Raw genomic sequence first — 18,142 nt, forward strand, 5'->3', positions numbered from 1 at the left:
CCTCGATGATCGAATTCCACTCCGTCTCGAAACGCTATTCCGCCGACGCCACCGCCTTGCGCGAGGTGTCCCTCAACATCAACAAGGGCGAGCTGGTCTACCTGGCCGGTCCTTCGGGCGCCGGCAAGTCGACGCTGATGAAGATGATCGCCGCCATCGAGCGTCCCAGCAGCGGACGCGTGGTCGTGTTCGGCCAGGACATCGGCAAGCTGGGCAAACCCGGCATCCCCTTCCTGCGCCGCAAGCTCGGCCTGATCTTCCAGCACCAACGCCTGCTGAACGACCGCAACATCCTGGCCAACGTCATGCTGCCGCTGCTGGTGACGGGTGCGCCCAAGGCCGGCGCCGAGCAGCGCGCCCGCGCCGCGCTCGACAAGGTCGGCCTGCTCGACCGCGCCAAGGCCCAGGCGCTCGAACTGTCGGGCGGCGAGCAGCAGCGCGTGGCGATCGCGCGCGCCATCGTCAACCGGCCGCAGATCATCCTGGCGGACGAACCGACGGCGAATCTCGACCGCGTGGCGGCCGACAAGGTGCTCGACGCCTTGCGCGCTTTTAATTCGGTCGGCGTGACCTGCCTGATCTCGACCCACGACGAGCAGGTGCTCGACGGCGCGGCGCGCGTGATCCGTCTCGAGCACGGCGAGCTGGTTTCTGCCGGCAACGTGGGAGGTGCGGCATGAGCCCGTGGATCCGCCAGCACCAGTTCGCGCTCGGCGCGGCCCTGGCTACCCTGCGCAAGGCGCCGGGCAGTTTCCTGTTCAACGTGCTGGTCGTCGCGGTCGCGCTCGCGCTCCCCTTCGCCGGCATCACCCTGCTCGACAATGTGCGCCCGATGTCGGAGCAGTTGTCGGTCGATCCGGAAGTGAGCCTGTTCCTCAATCCCGGCGCGACGCGCGAGGACGCCCAGGGGCTGGAGCCGCAGCTGCGCCAGATCCTGCAGGGCAGCAACGCGAAAATCGTGTTCGTGCCACGCGAAAAGGCACTCGACGATTTGAAAGACCGCAGCGGCCTGTCCGCCGCCCTCGACACCCTGGGCGAGAACCCGCTGCCCGACAGCTATGTGATGAAGCTGGAAGGTTTCAACAGCACCTCCGAGGCCGCGCGCATCGACGGCATCGTCGAGCAGATGGGCGCCCTGCCCCGGGTCGATACCGTGCAGGTCGATTCGGCCTGGGTGAAACGCCTGGCCGCCCTGCTCGGCATCCTGCGCCTGGCGCTGCTGCTGCTGGCAATCACGCTGGGCGCGGTGGTGATCGCGGTGGTGTTCAATACGATCCGCCTGCAGGTCCTGACCCAGCGCGAGGAAATTGCCGTGTCCAAGCTGCTGGGCGCGACCGATAATTTCATCCACCGTCCCTTCTATTACACGGGCGCCCTGCTCGGCCTGTGCGCCGGCGCCGTCGCCCTGGGCGCGGTAATGCTGGCCCTGAATCCGCTGAACAGTGCGATTGCCGAATTCGCAAGGCTGTACGCCTCGGAATTCCAGCTGGCACCATTGGGTCCCCTGGAAGCTGCGGGTTTGCTGGCGATCAGCGCCGGCCTTGGCTTGACCGGCGCCTTGCTCTCAGTGCAACGACACCTGGCGCGCATGCGCTAAGCATTGTTTTTTGCTTAATAAAAGGGTGACAGGGCCAGTCCTTGTCGCCCTTTTTCATTTGGCGCCCGGGCATCCGGATATGGTGCCGCCATGCGAATTTTCACGCCCCGGCTTGTAGGCGCGCATGCCGTTGCCGCGCCAGACAGATGCGCAAGCCGCTCTGGATGCCTTTTCTCGGTGCGCCAATTAACAGAAAATGCCGGTCCCGCGCCCGTAACCTGAGTCCTGACAGCACACGCAAGCCCAGTACATTTAATCTATCTCAACAGTTATGCAGGGTTCTGCTCTACAGTAAATCAGCCATTTTTTCGATACCGTAGAGAAATACTTTGATGAAACTTAAACGACCCGCAGAAGCCCGGGGGTCGCTAGCACTCTCACATGGAGAGTGCTAATATATGTGCTCAAGAGAAGGTAAACAAGGTCTGATCCGCATTGGGCACGCATCGAAACAACAGCGTGCAACCGGCTCCGGGATGTCCCGCTGACCGGCCGATGCAGCAAAGATTATTCTACGAGGAAAAACATGATGTCCGCACAATCCGCATTGGTTCCGACCAGCAGCCGTGCCCTGAACCTCGGCTTCACCGGCAATCTCGGTAACATCGACGCGTATATTTCCGCCGTCAACCGCCTGCCGATGTTGAGCCACGAGGAAGAGGTTTCGCTGGCAAAGCGCCTGCGGGAAGCGAACGATCTCGACGCCGCGCAAAAGCTGGTGCTCTCGCACCTGCGCCTGGTGGTGTCGATCGCGCGCGGCTACCTCGGCTACGGGCTGCCGCACGCCGACCTGATCCAGGAAGGCAACATCGGCCTGATGAAGGCCGTGAAGCGTTTCGACCCGAACCAGGGCGTGCGCCTGGTGTCGTACGCGATGCACTGGATCAAGGCCGAGATGCACGAGTACATCCTCAAGAACTGGCGCCTGGTGAAGGTCGCCACGACCAAGGCCCAGCGCAAGCTGTTCTTCAACCTGCGCAGCAACAAGACCGGCCTGGACGCGATGACCCCGACCCAGGTCGACGACCTGGCGAAGATGCTCGACGTCAAGCGCGAGGAAGTGATCGAGATGGAAACCCGCCTCTCGGGCCGCGACATCGCCCTGGAAGCGCCGACCGACGACGAAGACGACAAGTTCTCGCCGATCGCCTACCTGTCGTCCGACCAGCAGGAGCCGACCAAGGTGCTGGAAGCCGAGCAGGTCACGCGCCTGCAGAGCGAAGGCCTGGAAACGGCGCTGGGCAAGCTCGACCCACGCTCGCGCCGCATCGTCGAAGCGCGCTGGCTGGCCAATGACGACGGTTCGGGTGCGACCCTGCACACGCTGGCCGAAGAGTTCGGCGTCTCGGCCGAGCGGATTCGCCAGATCGAGTCGGCGGCTTTGAAGAAGATGAAAGGTGCGCTGGCGGCGTACGTGTAAGGCGCCAGGCATGTAGCAAGACACAGCGGCCCTGCGAGGGCCGCTTTTTTTTGCCCGGCAAGCGCGCGCTGTACCCGACAGGATGGGGGTAGCGTATCGATTCTCACCCATGGAGGCGGACATGCTGGCAAACACGGATGCGATCGCGACGGTCGGCGTACGCGATATCGCTGCTGCACGCACATTCTACGGCGAGGTGCTGGGGCTCGAGGAAGACAGCGGGCGCAGCCACTACCCGGATTTCCTCACCTACCGCAGCGGCGCCGCGCGGGTGCAGGTTTATCAGTCGGCGTATGGGGGAACCAACAAGGCGACGTCCGTCACCTGGGATCTCGGCGACCGGCTCGAAGCCGTTGTTGCCGCGCTTGCCGCCAAGGGCGTGCGCTTCGAGCATTACGATTTGCCGGGGATGCGGCAGGAGGGCGATATCCACGTCGCCGAGGGCATGAAGGCGGCGTGGTTGAAGGATCCGGATGGGAATGTGTTGAATTTGAACGGTACATGAGTTGAGCCGCGTGGTGGCGGACGGTGAACGCGGGCATGCCCGCCCTACGTTACACGACGGCCAACGATAGAATTCGGGACGGCGGTGCACCGTAGGGCGGGCATGCCCGCGTTACGCCGGTCGATCACCCCGCGGCGGCTGCAACAATCACGTCTTCTCCATCTGCTGCTTCGCATACCCCGCCCCCGACCCATTCGGCGACAGCTCCAGGTAAGTTTTATACGCCCCCTTCGCCTTCGCCTTGTCCCCCGCCTTGAAGTAGGCATCCCCCAGATTCATGTACGCGATTGCCCGCGACGGGTCCATCTTGACCGCGTTCTCGAACCACCTCGCCGCCTCGGCATACTTCTCCTGCTTGTAAAACACGAAACCGAGATTGTTCGCCGCCAGCGCAAACCCGGGCCGCAGTTTCAGCGCCTCGGTGAATTGCGCCTCCGCCTGCGCATACTGCTTTTCCTTGTACAGCAGCAGTCCCTGGTCGTTCGCGCGCTGGGCCTTCTGGCGGTCCGACACGGGAATCGCGGCCGGCGCCGTCAGGCGGGTTTCATTACCCTGCAGGTCCTTGACGACCACCGACGCCGCCGGCGCCGAAGCCTGGGCGTCGAGCTTCGTATTCAGCGCGATCGCATCGTTCGACAATTGCGTGGTCGCGGTATTCAGGAACTCGCTTTCCTCAGGCAGTTCGAACACGAACTCGCCCCCTTCCGAACCCGGCAGGCTGCCGAAGGCCGGCGTCTGCTGCGAGACGCTGGACACGGCCGGCGCCACATAGGCCGCCAGTTCGGTGCCCGTGATCAGGCCGTCGCCGTTCAGGTCGCCCTTGCCGCCGAGCGCCTGCAGCAGGGTCCAGGTGAAGACCGAGTGGCCGTTCGGGCCGCCGTCGGACACCAGCTGGTCGGTGCCGCCGGCGGTCAGCATCTGGCGCCCGAGGCGGCGCGCGTTATCGCGCAGGAAGGCTGCGTTCGCGGCGCCGCGCGTCAGGCCCAGGCCGCTGTAGCAGGCGTCCATCACGAACAGCGCGTGCTTGGCCGGCAGGCTCTCGGCGATGTTCTGGATTTCCGTCATCGGGATCGCATCGGTGGCCAGTTTATCGGGGTCGGCATCGTAGGGAACGATGTAGCCGAGGTCGCGCCCGGAACTGAGTTTTCGGGTCGCGCCATGGCCGGCGAAGAAGACGAAGATGCGGTCGTTCGGCTGCAGGTTGCCGTGGGCCAGGCGGTCGTGGAAGGCGGCCAGGATGCCGGTGCGCGTCGCCTGCTCGTTCTTCAGGGTGAGCACGCGCTCCGGCGCGAAGCCGAATTTCTGTACCAGCATCTGGCCCACGCCCTCGGCGTCGCGCACGGCATACTGCAGCTGCGGCCACTTCTGGTACTTGTCGATGCCGACCACGATCGCCCAGGAGTTGGCATAGCCGGTCGCGGCCGCGCGCGGCACCGCAGCCGGCGCGGCCGTGCCTGCTGTCTTGAAGGCCTGGCCGTCCCATCCTGCGAACTGGTAGCCCTCGGCTGTCAGGCGGTCGAGGATGGCCGGCAGCGCCTTGACGGTGCGTTCGTGGATGTCGTGGAACAGGATGATGCCGCGCCCTTCCTTGTCGACGGTGCGCAGCACGCGGTCCGCAATCGACGAAGGCACCGGATCGGCCCAGTCGAGCGAATCGATGTTCCACATGACCGACTTCAGGTGCGCATTGTCCAGCGCCTGCATGCCTTCCTTGTTGCGCGCGCCGTAGGGAAAGCGGAACAGGGCCGAGCGCTCGGGGTCGACCGCTTTCAGCAGCGCGTCGGTATTCAGGATCTCGGCTTTCAGATTGTCGCCGCTCTGCTTCGACAGCTGGGCGTGCGAGAAGCTGTGATTCGCCAGCACATAGCCGGCCTGCTTCAGGCGCCGGCTGACCTGGGCGCCGCCATTCAGTTGGGTCTTGCCCTGGGCGTCGAGCGAACCGATGTTGCGGCCGACGCTGAAGAAGATGGCGGGCGCGTTGTACTGCTTGAGGATCGCGGCGATCTCCTCGCTGTAGCGGCGGTGCGGGCCGTCGTCGAAGGTCAGCACGATGGTCTTCTTCGGCAGCGTCTTGCCGAAGATTTCGGCTTCCTCGCGGCCGGCCTGTGCAGGCGCGGCCGGCTCCGGCTTGGACGGATACGGCAGCACCACGCCGTAATCCTTGAGGATGCGCTCGCGCTGGTAGATGGTCTTCAGGTAGGCGACATAGCTCTCCCACTTCTCGCGCTTGAGGTCGATTGCGCGCGATTCGAAACGCCCGAAGACGGCGCGGATCTCCTTCTCGTAGTTGCGCTCGATCTCGGCCAGTGCATCGAGGTCTTCCGAGACGCGCTTGTGCAGCTTGATGGCCGGCAGCGAGGAGTCCTTCGCCACCTGCGCCAGCAGGGAAGCCATCACCTCGCGGAAGGCCAGGCGGTCGGCATCGTACAGCCCTTCTCCCGACTCCACGTAATCGAGCAGCTTGCCGATGGCGTCGAAGCGCGCCGGGCTGTTCGAGGCCAGCAGCCGGGCGATCGACTCGTCGAGTTTGGCGATGCGCTCCTGGTTTTCGTGGAACAGCTGCTGGCCGACGCGGTTCGCCTGCGCCTTTTCGTCGTTCGAGAGCGCGGCCTCGTCCTGGGTCAGGACGATGATCTTGCGGTAGGCGGCCAGCAGCGATTGCATGTCGGCCGAGACGGCGCTCGTGTCCAGCGCCGGGGCGGCCGGGGCGGCGACCGGGACGGGAGCGGGCGGAGCGGAGCGGGTACCGACGATCAGGCTGCCCCCGGCCGCGCCGGCAAGTGCGGCAACGCCGGCCACGGTGTACAGAAATTTACGTTTCACGAGTGCTCTGTGTAATTAGTTTTGTTAGAGCAACAATAACATTCGGGATGCGCGCTGTGGAGAAAAAGCGGCGCCGTCCTCATCCGGGAGCGTGGCATCCGGCGAGATGTCTCGGGAAGACGACACACCGTCAGGACAATACGTCGCCCCAGATCTGCTTCGCCCAGGCATCGGCATCGTGTCCCTCCTGTGCCGACGCATGGTCCGACAGGATGCCGGGCCCTTCCGCCTGCATGCTCTTCTTTGCCGCATCGTAGCGATACAGCGTCGAGATGTGCATCGCCTGCCTGTCGTCGATAAAGCTGTAGCAGGTGTTGGCAAAGGCCGGTGCAGGATCGGGCGCGCCGCCCAGCATCAGGTCGACGACGGCACGCGCGCAGATCCTGGCCTGCGCATTGGCCATGTGTGCGGACTTGGGCAGGCCGGATTCGATGGCGTCGCCGATCACGTGCACGCGCGGCAGGACCATGGACTCGTAGCTGAGGAAGTCGACCTCGCACCAGCGGCCCTCGCTATTGGCCAGGCCGGCGTCCGGCGCAATCCGGCCCGCGCGCTGGGGCGGGATGACGTTCAGCACGTCCGACTTCACGGTATCGAAGGCGGTCCTGACGGTCTTCGTGGCCACGTCGACCTGCTGCAGCTCGCTGCCCGGCAGGTACTCGATCATGCCTGGATACAGCTCGCGCCAGGCCCGTTCGAACAGCGCGCGCTTCGAGGTGATGACAGGATTGGCGTCGAGTACCACGACCTTCGAGCGCGGCTTGTGCGTTTTCAGGTAGAACGCGGCCTGGCAGGCGCGCTCATAGGGCGCGGGCGGGCAACGATAGGGCTGCGGCGGCACCACGATGGTGAAGACGCCGCCGTTCGGCATGGCGATCAGTTGCCTCTGCAGATTGCGCGTTTGCGGCCCCGCCTTCCACGCATGGGGAATCTGCTCCTGCGCGCCGGCCAGCATGGGAAAGGCATCGTAGATGAAGTCGATGCCTGGGGCCACGATCAGCCGGTCATAGGCCAGCTTTTCGCCTGCCACATGAATGCGCGACTTGTCCGCGTCGATGGCCGTTACGCCGCCGCGCCTGAATCGGATGCCATGGTGCCGCTGCAAGGCGTCGTAGCCGAAGCTGAGCTGCGCCAGCGTCTTCTGCCCGGCCAGCACGCGGTTGCTAACCGGGCAGGAGATGAAGGCGGCATTCCGATCGACCAGCACGACTTCGATGCGTCCGCCGCTCAGTATTCTGACGTACTTGGCCGCGGTCGCGCCCCCATAGCCGGCGCCGACGACCACGACGCGCCCCGCCGACGCCCTGCCGCGCTTGCCGGCCGCGGCGGCGATCGGCCATGCCGATCCTGCCAGTGCCCATTGCAGAAACTCGCGCCTGCGCATCATGTCACTCCCATTCCAGGGCCGGATACAGCGCGTTGACGTTGCGCCGGTTGACGACGTCGAACAGCTGCCAGTGCCCGCGCTCGGAGCTCGCTGCCGTCTCCATCGCTTCCAGCATGCCGCTACCCTGGCGAATGCTGGCGCGTACGTCGCGCAGCAAGGCGTCGAGGTAGGCGCGCTGCCGCGCCAGGGCCTGGTGCTTGTCGCGCGTGACGGGACCATGTCCCGGGATGGTCGCGGCAGCCGGCAGCTTGTCCAGTGCATCCATCGCCGCGAGCCAGCCCTTGACGTCGCCATCGATGGACGGCGTGCGCTCGATGAACAGCAAATCTCCCGTCCACAGCGTGCCGCTCGTGGCATCGAACACGCTCAGGTCGTTGTTCGTATGCGCGTTCGGCCAAGCCCGCAACTCCAGCTTGCGCCCGCCCAGGTCGAGACTCAATCGGTCCTGCACGGTCTCGCCGGGCGCGACCAGCCTGCTGTTGACAGCGGCGCTGCCGAGCTGCTTCGTCAGCTTGCGCAGGTAGCCGTCGCCGCGCAGCGCCATCGCCTCGCGCAGCTTGGCATGGCCGATGAAACGGGGACTGTCTTCCACGAACGCGGCGTTGCCGAACACGTGGTCCGGGTGCACATGCGTATTGATCACGTAGCGGATCGGCAGCCGGGTGATGGTGCGCAGCGCTTCCTTGAGGGCCATGCCGACCGCATACGAGCCGCCGGTATCGATGACTGCCACCCCGTCACGGCCGACGACGAAGCCGATGTTGGCGATGTCGCCGTCGTAGCCTTCCTCGAAATCCTTGTGCTGCCCGATGTGCACGTACACGCCCGGCGCCACCTGCTCGAGGCGCAAGGGCGCGGCGCCTACCTGCGCGGCAACGGCAGCGAGCAGCAGCCAGAGCAGGCGCCGCATCTAACCACCGACCTCGAGCGACTGGCGGAACGTAGTGCCTGCATTGTCGCGGATGCGCACCTGCAGGGAGCCGGGCTGGTCGGCAACGAAGCCGAACTGGATGAACGGGTCTTCGCTGATGCCGATGGCCGTGTCCGCCGTCATCACGGGCTTGCCGTTATAGCTGACTTCGATCTTGTCGATGAAAAAGGCGGGCCGGAATCCGTTCGTGCGCAGGTCGCGCTGCAAGCCGGTGTACATCGGATGCTTGATCAGGAGCCTGGCCTGGTTGACGCTGCCCTTTTTGAAAGGCCCGTCGAGCGCCAGCTTCATCTTGCCGGCGGCCGCCAGCGCCGCCGGATTGTCGCCATTGACGGGACCGCCGCAACCGCCGGACGCGCGCACAGTGGCGGCATTCACATACAGGCGCCCATCGTTGGTTTCGGCGACGACGTGGACCGGGGAATCGGATTCAAACCGGATTCTGGTGGAAATTTCCGCCTTGCCGCTCTGGGGATTGAAGTGAAACACCGCGGTCAGCGGGACCGGGTTTTCGTCGACGAAGACGGTGACCGACTTGATGTGCTGCTGCGCCGTCATCGGATGATCGATGCTGAAGGCAAACGGCACCTGCTCGCCGCTGGGCGCGCGAGAAGGCGCCGTCAGGTGGATGAACGGCGCCGCTTCCAGTGTCTTGCCGGGGAAATGGGACTGCTGCAATGCTGTCCAGGAGGCCTGAGCTGCGGCCGGCAGGGCCAGCGCCGCCAGACCGGCAGAGCAACACGCAATGCATAGTCTCTGCAGAGGGTTTTTCATCACATCACCCTTTCTTCATGAAGGATGCACGATTCAATGCTGTCAAGATGACTATAGCGCATGCGCGCGACGGGAGGAGCGAAGGCGCAAAAAAAAGCGGCGGTCCCTGTGAAGACCGCCGCCAACCCTACTTTTACCGTTTAGTGCGGGCAGTGCCCGCTTACATTTAATAAATCGCCGCGCCGGAGGCATCTTTCAGCTGGGCTTTCCAGGCGCCCTGCACCAGCTTGACGACCGATGCCGGCATCGGCACGTAGTCCAGCTCGGCGGCAGCGGCGGTGCCGTTCTTGTAGGCGTAGTCGAAGAACTTCACGACCTCTTTACCCTTGGCGGCGTCCGCTTGCGAACGGTGCATCAGGATGTAGGAGACGCCCGTGATCGGCCAGCTGTTCTTGCCGGCGGTGTCGGTCAGGACCACGGCGAAGCCCGGGGTCTTGGTCCACTCGGCGCTGGCGGCGGCGGCCTTGAAATTCTCGTCGTCCGGCTGCAGGTACTGGCCGTCCTTGTTCTTCAGCTGGGTGTGCGACAGCTTGTTCTTCTTGGCGTAGGCCCACTCGACGTAGCCGATCGAACCCTTGATGCGCTGGACGTTGGCGGCGACGCCTTCGTTGCCCTTGCCGCCCACGCCGGTTGCCCATTTCACGGCCGTGCCGGCGCCGATCTTCTGCTGGAATTCCGGATTCGTCTTCGACAGGTAGTCGGTGAACAGGAAGGAAGTGCCCGAGCTGTCGGCGCGGTGCACGACGGTGATGTCGTCGCTTGGGAGCTTCACGCCGGGGTTCAGGGCGGCGATTTCCTGCGCGTTCCACTTGGTGATCTTGCCGAGGTAGATGTCGGCCAGGACCGGGCCGGTCAATTTCAGCTGGCCCGGAGCCACGCCTTCCACGTTCACGACGGCGACCACGCCGCCCATGATGGCCGGGAACTGCATCAGGCCGGCTTCATCGAGTTCGGCGGCTTTCAGCGGCATGTCCGAAGCGCCGAAGTCGACGGTCTTGGCCTTGATCTGCTTGATGCCCGCGCCCGAGCCGACCGACTGGTAGTTCATGCCGGTGCCGGTGGCGGCCTTGTACATCTCGGCCCACTTGGCGTAGATCGGGTACGGGAAGGTCGCGCCTGCGCCGGTGACGTCGGCGGCAAAGGAAGAGGACATCGCAAACGCAGCTGCGGCACCTGCGATCATCGTTTTGAACATGTGCTTCATTTTCATTTTCTCTTGGCTCCGAAGGGCTCGTTGTTGAAGTGACGAGCGCAGTCTAGTCGGCGAATATGACGGCTGTATGACGCCCTCGATAGCGCACCTGCTGTGGCGTTTTTGTTATGCTGCAGCTGTCGCCACGACCTGCCATCGAATGCGCCACCTGCTTGCCATGCCCTTTGCCTGCGCCGTCATCGTCGCGTGCGCCACGTCGGCAGCGCCTCATCCTGCCGGTCCGTTCACGCTCGCGCGCGGCGCCAGCGTGCTCGTCGCACGCGGCGTCACCGTGACTTTCGATGCGGTCGAGGACAGCCGTTGCCCACCCGGCGTGCAGTGCATCTGGGCCGGCAAGCTGAGCTACCGCTTCAGCATCCGGCGCGGCGACGCAGCGCCTGAAACCTTCACGCTCTCGCCCGCACAGCTCGAAGCCGCTCCCGCCACGCTGGGCGGACGCCGCATCGTGCTCGACGCGGACACGATCCCGCCAGCCCCGCCACAAGGCGCAGCCATCGATTACCGCGCTACCTTCTCCATCCTTCCTTCCCAACCCGACCAGTCCACATGACCCGATCCACGACCGCCCTCACCTGCACCCTCACCCTCTCCATCATCCTGCACGCGCCGCTGGCGCTCGCCAAGACACCCGTCGCCACCGGCAGCGGCGGCGCAGTGGCCACCATCAGCGAAAAAGCCTCGCAGTCGGCGCTCGCGATCCTGAACAAAGGCGGCAACGCGGTCGATGCGGCCGTGGCCGCCGCGGCGACGCTGGGCGTGACCGATCCCTTCAGCTGCGGCATCGGCGGCGGCGGCTTCATGGTGATCTACCTGGCCAAGGACAAGCGCGTGATCACGATCGACCACCGCGAGACGGCGCCGAGCTCCTTCACGCCGGCGGTTTTCCTGGAGGGCGGCAAGGAGATCGATTTCGAAAAGGCGGTCGCCAGCGGCGCGGCCGTCGGCGTGCCGGGCACCGTACGCGGCTGGCATGAGGCGTTGGAACGCTACGGCACCATGAACTTCAAGCAGGTGCTGGCGCCAGCGATCGACGTGGCCAACAAGGGCTTCACGGTGAGTGAAACTTTCTCTCATTTGACGCGCGAAAATGAACGAAAATTTCAGCAGTTCGGCACGACGAGCGCGCTCTACCTGAGGAACGGCAAGGCGGTCACGGCCGGCACCCTGCTGCGCAATCCCGACATGGCCCGGGCCTACCGTGAAATCGCCACAAAAGGCCAGCGCGCCTTCTACGAAGGGCCGATGGCGCGCGCCATCGTCGACGCCGTCAACCAGCCGCCGGTGGCGAACGGCGCCAGCGTCCGCGCGGGCAAGATGACGCTGGCGGACCTCGCCAACTACGAAGCGCGCATCCGCCAGCCGGTGGTCAGCACCTACCGCGGCTATGAACTCTACGGCATGCCGCTGCCGAGCAGCGGCGGCGTGACGGTGGCCGAAGCGCTGAACATTTTGGAGGGCTACGACCTCAAAGCCATGCCGCGCGCGAACGCCGAACACCTGTACCTGGAAGCGAGCCGCCTCGCCTTCGCCGACCGCAACGCCTATCTGGCCGATCCGGAATACGTCGACGCACCGGTGGCCGGCCTGCTCTCGAAAGAATTCGCGGCCGAGCGCCGCAAGCAGATCGATGTGAAGCGCGCGGCTGCCGACGTGAGCGCGGGCGACCCGTACCTGTACCAGCAGGACCAGAGCGTTCCGCTGCGTCCGCAGCCGCGCGCCATGCAACGCGAGAATGCGCACACCACCCACTTCACGGTCTCGGACAAGGACGGCAATGTGGTGTCCTACACCTTCACCATCGAATCCTGGGGCGGCAGCGGCATCGTCGTGCCGGGCTACGGCTTCCTGCTGAATAACGAGATGACCGACTTCGACTTTTCAGGCCCGCGCCCGAACGTGCCGGAAGCCGGCAAGCGCCCGCGCAGCAGCATGGCGCCGACCATCGCCCTGAAAAACGGCAAGCCGGCCTTCACCATCGGCAGCCCGGGCGGCTCGACCATCATCACCACCGTGCTGCAGACGATCGTGAACCACGTCGACTTCGGCATGCCGATGGATGCGGCGATCAATGCGCCGCGCCTGTCGGAGCGCAACGGCGCCACGACCTCGGTCGAGCCGGGCTTTGCGGGATCGGCGCAGGCACAGGCGCTGGCCGGCTTCGGCCACAAATGGGAAGAACCGGCCGAGGAAATCGGCGCGGCGAATGCGATCGTGTTCAATCCGGATGGGACCGTGACGGCGGTCAGCGAAGGCCACCGCCACGGGATTGGGAGCGCGCTGGTGCAGAAGCGCGGACACTGAGGATCAGGCGAAGCGGCCGGCCGGGAAGGCGTAGGGTGCGGCGACGGCTGCGCGCCAGCGCAATGCGACGACGCCCAGCGCCAGCACGATGCTGGCGGCTGCCGCCACCGGCAGCAGCGGCGTCCCGGCCAGGGATTGGACGAGCCAGGCGATACCGAAGCTGAATGCCGTCGACGCGGCCAGTCCGCCGATCAGCAGCAGCACGGCCTGGCGCACGTGGCGCGCATGGTCGCGTACATTGGCTGCGAGCAGCGGCAGCGTAAAGCAGCCGGCCTGTGCCTGCAGCAGCAGCGCTTCGGCGGGAGCACCGGCGAGGGCCGACATCGCCAGCAGCGTCGCAACGATGGCCAGCCAGTCGAGCAGCGCCATGCGCAGCAGCGATCCGTTCAGCTGCCGGTTGAAGCGGGCAGCCGCAGCCGGAACCGATGGCGCCAGGCGCAGCAGGCCTTGCTCGGCGCGGGTATCGGCCAGGCGCAGCGTGCGCTGCCCATAGGTGAACAGCTGGGCGAACAGCAAGGACTGGCACAGCACACCCAGCCACTTCACATTGAACGGCCCCATGCCGCCGAACAGCCTGAACAGGCCCGTGAACAGCGCGGCGCCCAGCAGCAGGATCAACAAAGGCATATAACGCTGCGACCAGTGCAGTACGGGACCGAAGAGCGCCAGCAGCACCGCAGGCGGATGCCGGCGCTGCCGGCACGCGCGGCGCAGCGCGCCGGCATACAGCCTGCCGCTCCAGCGCATGGCCGGCACGTGACGCAGCAAGCCCTCCGGCCGCGTACGCGCCATGGCGCGCGCTTGCGCGCCGCGGCGGCGCCAGTGCCGTTCGCCGCCGTTCGGGAAGATCAGTTCGAGCGTGCGCGCAGCCAGCGCCAGCAACATCAGCGCTGCAATGGCGGCCCCGGTCGGGCTCAAGGCCACGGCGGGCAGCTGATCGCGCCAGACAGCCGCCAGCAGCGGCGCGACCTGCAGCAGCGCACCGGTCTGGTAGCCGCCCGCCGACAGGCCCAAACCGATAAGCCAGGTCAACGTCGCCAGCGCGACGACGGACAGCGGCAGCATCGTGTCCGACACCATCAGCACCACGGCCGCGGTGCTCGTTGCCCACACCAGGATCGTCAGCTGCATCAGGCGGCGGCGCATGCGCGGCACCAGCCTGGCGGTCTCCGGCGTGTTCATGCGGACCGCGCCCGGCATGAAGTAGGTCAGGGCCGCAAACATGAACACGACCACCGGTACCCTGGCAGCGAATGCCAGCGTCTCGACGAGCACCCCGGTCTTCATCCACACAAGCATGCCGACCGCCAGCGGACCACCCAGCGCGAGCAGCCTGAATACCCACTTGGCACGCGGATCGCGCGAGGCCAGGGCTGCGCTCCAGAGCAGCCGATAATCGCGCACCGCCCCGCTCATTGCGTCACCTCGATGAACAGGTCTTCCAGGCTGAGGCTCTCGACGCGCACGCCCGCCGCATTGCCAAGGTGGGCAGGCGGCGGTCCGCCGTGCGTCACGACGCTCGTGATGCCGTCGCCGCCGCGCTGGCGGCGCACCTCGCCCGCCAGCTGCACGCCATCGAGCACCGCGCTTGGCCCGGTCACGCGGCGCGCGCCTTCGAGCAAGGCGTCCAGCGGTCCCTGCAGCGCGATCTTCCCATCCTTCAGGAAGGCGACGTCGAGCGCGACCCGCTCCAGGTCCGACAGGATGTGCGTCGAGAACACGACCGTGGTGCCATGGTCGATCACGCTGTCGATCAGCTCGCGCAGGAAATCGCGCCGGCCGACCGGGTCGAGGCTCGATACCGGCTCGTCCAGGATCAGCAGTTCCGGATCGGGGCCGAGCGCGCGGATGATCGACAGGCGCTGCTGCTCGCCGCCGGACAGCTTGCCGATCGGTTTCCCCTGCTTGTCCGCATCGAAACCCCAGCGCCCGAGCAGCGCATCGACCTTGGCATCGTTCCAGCGCGGATACAGCGACTTGAAATAGTCGAGCAGCTGGCGCGGCGTCAGCCAGTCGAACAGGTCGCATTTCTGCGGCACGTAGCCGATGCGCGCACGCGTTGTGTCAGTCAGCGTGGCGACGTCTTCGCCGAACACGGTCACGCTGCCGCCATCGCACTCGCGCAGGCCCAGCAGGCACTCCATCAGCGTCGACTTGCCGGCGCCGTTGCGCCCCAACAGGCCGATCACCTGTCCCGGCATCACCTGCCAGTCCAACCCGTCGAGGACAAGCTGGCTGCCGAATCGTTTGGTCGTTGACGACATCTGGATGATGGGAACTCTCATGCTTGCTCTTTCAGAAGTTGAGTGAAAAGGGAAACAACGGTGTCGGGATCGAGTTCGAGCTGGCGCGCTTCCATGGCGGCGCGTTCCAGGGTCGGACGCAGGAGTTCCAGGCGGTCGAGCGGGTGCTGCCCACTCTCGCCGCGGTCGGCAACGACCATGCCCATGCCGCGCCGGCGCGTCAGCAATCCTTCCATCTCGAGCAGGCTGTAGGCCTTGGACACGGTCATCGGATTGAGCGCCAGCGCCTGCGCGACTTCGCGTACCGAGGGCATGCCGTCGCCGGGCGCCATCTGGCCGCCGGCGACGAGGCGCCGCACCTGCTCGACGAGCTGGCGGTAGATCGGCTCGGGGGAGCCGGTGGTGATCGAAAACAGCTGGGCGGTATGGGTGGTCATGGCGTCTAGTGTATTAGTTGATTAATACAGTAGACACGTTTTATCGCGATGTCAACAAGAAATATCAAAGCCGGCCGCGTCCCGGCGTATGCTAGCGGGACAATTCGCCACTTTGGAGAACCTGAGATGACCCGATTGACGGCAAAGGATTTCGACCCCGAGGTGCTGCAACTCTTCGACGGCTATGTCCACGGCCGCCTCTCGCGCCGCGACTTCCTGGCCTCCGCCTCGCGTTATGCAGTCGGCGGCGCGACGGCGGCGACCTTGCTGGCCCAGCTGTCGCCCTCTTTCGCCGCGCCCCTGGTCACGCCATCGGACAGCCGCCTGAAGACGGGCTACGAGGAGTTCCCGTCCCCGCAAGGCTACGGCACGGTGCGCGGTTATCTGGCCGTCCCCGCGAACGCCAAGGGCAAGCTGCCGGCGATCCTGGTTGTGCACGAAAACCGCGGCCTCAATCCCCACATCGAAGACATCGCGCGCCGCCTGGCGCTGGAAGGTTTCGTCGCGTTCGCACCCGATGCGCTGCATCCGCTGGGCGGCTATCCCGGCGACGAGGACAAGGCGCGCGCCCTGTTCCAGAAACTGGACCAGGCGAAATCACGCGCCGATTTCGTTGCCGCGGCGGGCGCGCTCAAGTCGCTCCCGCAGTCGACGGGCAAGGTCGGCGTGGTCGGCTTCTGCTACGGCGGCGCCATCGCCAACTACCTGGCGACAGTTATCCCTGACCTGGCCGCCGCCGTGCCCTTCTACGGCAGCCAGCCGCCGGCCGCCGAGGTGGCGAAGATCCGCGCGCCCCTCTTGATCCACGATGCCGGCAAGGACGAACGGATACTGGCCGGCTGGCCGGCCTACGAGGCGGCGCTCAAGGCGAACAAGGTGGAGTACCAGCACTTCGTGTACGAAGGGGCGGAGCACGGGTTCAATAACGATACAACGCCGCGCTACGATGAGGCGGCGGCGAAGCTGGCGTGGGGGCGGACGGTGGGGTTTTTCAGGGCGAAGCTGGGGTAGCAGCCCAGGCGGGGAGCCAGCTATGCCCTATTTCAGCTTTTCTTGCTTCTGCTGCTTATACATAAACAGCGCCATCGCCGCAGAAGCGAGCAGCAATACAACGCTGGCTGCATCGACGCTGACATCGACGCGCACATCCACTTTAACGTCTTTCATATTCTTCCCATGCAGGTTGTTGTTCCAATGACCAGCGCCTCGGCCCGATGATAACCCAGCGTACGGAACCGGTATGCTCCGCTCAACTTAAAGCTGCTTATCAAACTTTGGTACTGATGAAAGCATAATATATTGCTTCTATCTAGCAATTTTCGTGCTACTCTCAGTCCGCACATCTACCTTTTAAAGGAAAAAATTTTTCCTGATATGTGCATTGCATATGAAAGAAAACAGGCCACGATCAGGAAGAAAAATGAAAAAGAAATGGATTGTCATAGCGCTTTTATTGGGGTTTGCCGTCATCGGCGCAATGATCGCCAGGCCCGGGTTGCGGCATGTATTCGCGCCCGAACCGGAGGTAGTGCTTGACCACGAGATGCGGGTGGAAGTGATCGATACCCTGGTGGCGAAGCTGAATGACTTGTATGTCTTTCCCGAGAAGGCCAGGAAGATCGAGGTTGTCCTGCACCAGCGCCTGCAGGAAGGCAAATACAACGGGATAAGGAGCGGCTATCGGCTGGCGCGCCAGCTCACGGCCGACCTATATGGTATAGCCGGGGACAAGCATATGAAGGTGCGGTACCACCCCAAGCTGGCCCTGCCCGACGAGGCGGATGCGCCTGCGCCGACGACGCGAGCGGAGTGGGAAGAGCGCCACAACTTCGTGATGCGCCTATTCATACGCAACACAACAAATCGTAGCGTGGTGTTTGCCCGCCTGAGCCCCAACATCGGTTACCTGAAGATTTCCAGTTTTCCTGACGCTTTTCTCATCGCCGAAAAGTACGCCGAAGCGATGGAGGAACTTGCCGGCACAGACGGCCTCATCGTGGACCTGCGCCAGAACAGCGGCGGCGACCCGCAAGCGGTCGCCTTACTGATCAGCTATTTTGTCGACCAGCGTACACGCCTCAACGATCTCTGGGACCGCGAAACCGGCAGCACCATCCAGTACTGGACCCAGGACAAGCTCGACGGCAAACGCTATGGCGGCAAGAAGCCGGTCCTGATCCTGGCCGGCCCGGATACGGCATCCGCCGGCGAAGACTTTGCGTACACAATGCAGGCATTGAGGCGCGCCACGGTGGTCGGCGAGCGGACCTGGGGCGGAGCCCACCCCATGGCACTGTACAGCATGGGCGAACATTTTTTTGCCCAGATACCCAGCCAGCGCAGCATCAGTCCCATTACCGGTACCAACTGGGAAGGAGTCGGCGTCACGCCGGATATTGCAGCGACACCGGAAAGTGCGCTTGCGGTGGCCAGGAACCTGATGCAGCGTCGACTTCATGGAACCGCCCCGCTCGCCGCCGCGAAACACTGAGACCGCACATCACTTCTTCG

The 18,142-nt window shown here is 64.9% G+C and carries 17 protein-coding genes; 8 read left to right on the plus strand and 9 right to left on the minus strand.

Features of this window, described 5'->3' with window-relative positions; all coding sequences use genetic code 11:
* Nucleotides 1–5 precede the first annotated feature (5 nt).
* The 4 genes from ACFPQ5_RS02010 to ACFPQ5_RS02025 all read left to right on the plus strand — a co-directional run bounded on the left by ACFPQ5_RS02010 (nt 6) and on the right by ACFPQ5_RS02025 (nt 3,522).
* A complete protein-coding gene (locus tag ACFPQ5_RS02010) occupies nt 6–680 on the plus strand; it encodes a cell division ATP-binding protein FtsE (protein WP_379751391.1) in 675 nt (224 codons plus the stop codon).
* Entirely contained in the window at nt 677–1,597 is a 921-nt protein-coding gene (gene ftsX, locus ACFPQ5_RS02015; RefSeq protein WP_379751393.1) for a permease-like cell division protein FtsX, read from the plus strand. The genes ACFPQ5_RS02010 and ftsX overlap by 4 nt, the downstream gene beginning before the upstream one ends.
* 526 nt (nt 1,598–2,123) lie before the next feature.
* Nucleotides 2,124–3,017, plus strand: a complete 894-nt coding sequence (rpoH, locus tag ACFPQ5_RS02020) for an RNA polymerase sigma factor RpoH (RefSeq protein ID WP_136220771.1) — start codon at nt 2,124–2,126, stop codon at nt 3,015–3,017.
* 121 nt (nt 3,018–3,138) lie between these two features.
* Nucleotides 3,139–3,522, plus strand: a complete 384-nt coding sequence (locus tag ACFPQ5_RS02025; RefSeq protein ID WP_379751395.1) for a VOC family protein — start codon at nt 3,139–3,141, stop codon at nt 3,520–3,522.
* A gap of 147 nt (nt 3,523–3,669) precedes the next feature.
* Here ACFPQ5_RS02025 and ACFPQ5_RS02030 read toward each other — a convergent pair whose 3' ends face one another.
* The 5 genes from ACFPQ5_RS02030 to pstS all read right to left on the minus strand — a co-directional run bounded on the left by ACFPQ5_RS02030 (nt 3,670) and on the right by pstS (nt 10,632).
* Nucleotides 3,670–6,345, minus strand: a complete 2,676-nt coding sequence (locus ACFPQ5_RS02030; RefSeq protein WP_379751397.1) for a polysaccharide deacetylase family protein — start codon at nt 6,343–6,345, stop codon at nt 3,670–3,672.
* Between the two features lie 130 nt (nt 6,346–6,475).
* Nucleotides 6,476–7,729, minus strand: coding sequence for an NAD(P)/FAD-dependent oxidoreductase (locus ACFPQ5_RS02035; RefSeq protein ID WP_379751630.1), 1,254 nt, complete (start codon nt 7,727–7,729; stop codon nt 6,476–6,478).
* A gap of 4 nt (nt 7,730–7,733) precedes the next feature.
* Complete coding sequence (locus tag ACFPQ5_RS02040) at nt 7,734–8,642, minus strand: quinoprotein relay system zinc metallohydrolase 2 (protein WP_379751399.1); 909 nt, start codon at nt 8,640–8,642, stop codon at nt 7,734–7,736.
* The gene (locus ACFPQ5_RS02045; RefSeq protein WP_379751401.1) at nt 8,643–9,341 is read right to left on the minus strand and encodes a quinoprotein dehydrogenase-associated SoxYZ-like carrier; all 699 of its coding nucleotides are present in this window, start codon (nt 9,339–9,341) and stop codon (nt 8,643–8,645) included.
* A gap of 262 nt (nt 9,342–9,603) precedes the next feature.
* Nucleotides 9,604–10,632, minus strand: a complete 1,029-nt coding sequence (gene pstS, locus ACFPQ5_RS02050; RefSeq protein WP_379751632.1) for a phosphate ABC transporter substrate-binding protein PstS — start codon at nt 10,630–10,632, stop codon at nt 9,604–9,606.
* Between the two features lie 157 nt (nt 10,633–10,789).
* On the opposite strand from pstS, the gene ACFPQ5_RS02055 reads away from it, so the two are divergent.
* A complete protein-coding gene (locus ACFPQ5_RS02055) occupies nt 10,790–11,200 on the plus strand; it encodes a hypothetical protein (protein ID WP_379751403.1) in 411 nt (136 codons plus the stop codon).
* The gene (ggt, locus tag ACFPQ5_RS02060; RefSeq protein WP_379751405.1) at nt 11,197–12,951 is read left to right on the plus strand and encodes a gamma-glutamyltransferase; all 1,755 of its coding nucleotides are present in this window, start codon (nt 11,197–11,199) and stop codon (nt 12,949–12,951) included. Before ACFPQ5_RS02055 ends, ggt begins: the two co-directional genes overlap by 4 nt.
* 3 nt (nt 12,952–12,954) lie before the next feature.
* On the opposite strand, the gene ACFPQ5_RS02065 is transcribed toward ggt, so the two are convergent.
* From ACFPQ5_RS02065 to ACFPQ5_RS02075, 3 genes are read right to left on the minus strand one after another with little or no spacing between them, the layout of a single operon-like run.
* Nucleotides 12,955–14,367 (minus strand): hypothetical protein, encoded by a 1,413-nt coding sequence (locus tag ACFPQ5_RS02065; RefSeq protein ID WP_379751407.1) that lies wholly within the window; start codon nt 14,365–14,367, stop codon nt 12,955–12,957.
* Complete coding sequence (locus tag ACFPQ5_RS02070) at nt 14,364–15,236, minus strand: ABC transporter ATP-binding protein (protein WP_379751409.1); 873 nt, start codon at nt 15,234–15,236, stop codon at nt 14,364–14,366. The genes ACFPQ5_RS02065 and ACFPQ5_RS02070 overlap by 4 nt, the downstream gene beginning before the upstream one ends.
* Nucleotides 15,233–15,631 carry a GntR family transcriptional regulator gene (locus tag ACFPQ5_RS02075; protein ID WP_379751411.1) on the minus strand — a complete coding sequence of 133 codons (399 nt, stop codon included), beginning with the start codon at nt 15,629–15,631 and terminating at the stop codon, nt 15,233–15,235. Before ACFPQ5_RS02075 ends, ACFPQ5_RS02070 begins: the two co-directional genes overlap by 4 nt.
* A 126-nt stretch (nt 15,632–15,757) precedes the next feature.
* Here ACFPQ5_RS02075 and ACFPQ5_RS02080 point away from each other — a divergent pair, with 126 nt between their 5' ends.
* Nucleotides 15,758–16,642, plus strand: a complete 885-nt coding sequence (locus tag ACFPQ5_RS02080; RefSeq protein WP_379751414.1) for a dienelactone hydrolase family protein — start codon at nt 15,758–15,760, stop codon at nt 16,640–16,642.
* 27 nt (nt 16,643–16,669) lie between these two features.
* Here the strand turns inward: ACFPQ5_RS02080 and ACFPQ5_RS02085 are convergent, their stop codons facing one another.
* On the minus strand, nt 16,670–16,798 hold the full coding sequence (locus ACFPQ5_RS02085) for a hypothetical protein (protein ID WP_379751417.1): 129 nt from the start codon (nt 16,796–16,798) through the stop codon (nt 16,670–16,672).
* A gap of 253 nt (nt 16,799–17,051) precedes the next feature.
* On the opposite strand from ACFPQ5_RS02085, the gene ACFPQ5_RS02090 reads away from it, so the two are divergent.
* The gene (locus tag ACFPQ5_RS02090; protein WP_379751419.1) at nt 17,052–18,122 is read left to right on the plus strand and encodes a S41 family peptidase; all 1,071 of its coding nucleotides are present in this window, start codon (nt 17,052–17,054) and stop codon (nt 18,120–18,122) included.
* Nucleotides 18,123–18,142 lie beyond the last annotated feature (20 nt).

Origin of the sequence: Massilia suwonensis, assembly GCF_042655665.1 — a bacterium.
GTDB classification, from domain to species: domain Bacteria; phylum Pseudomonadota; class Gammaproteobacteria; order Burkholderiales; family Burkholderiaceae_D; genus Telluria; species Telluria suwonensis.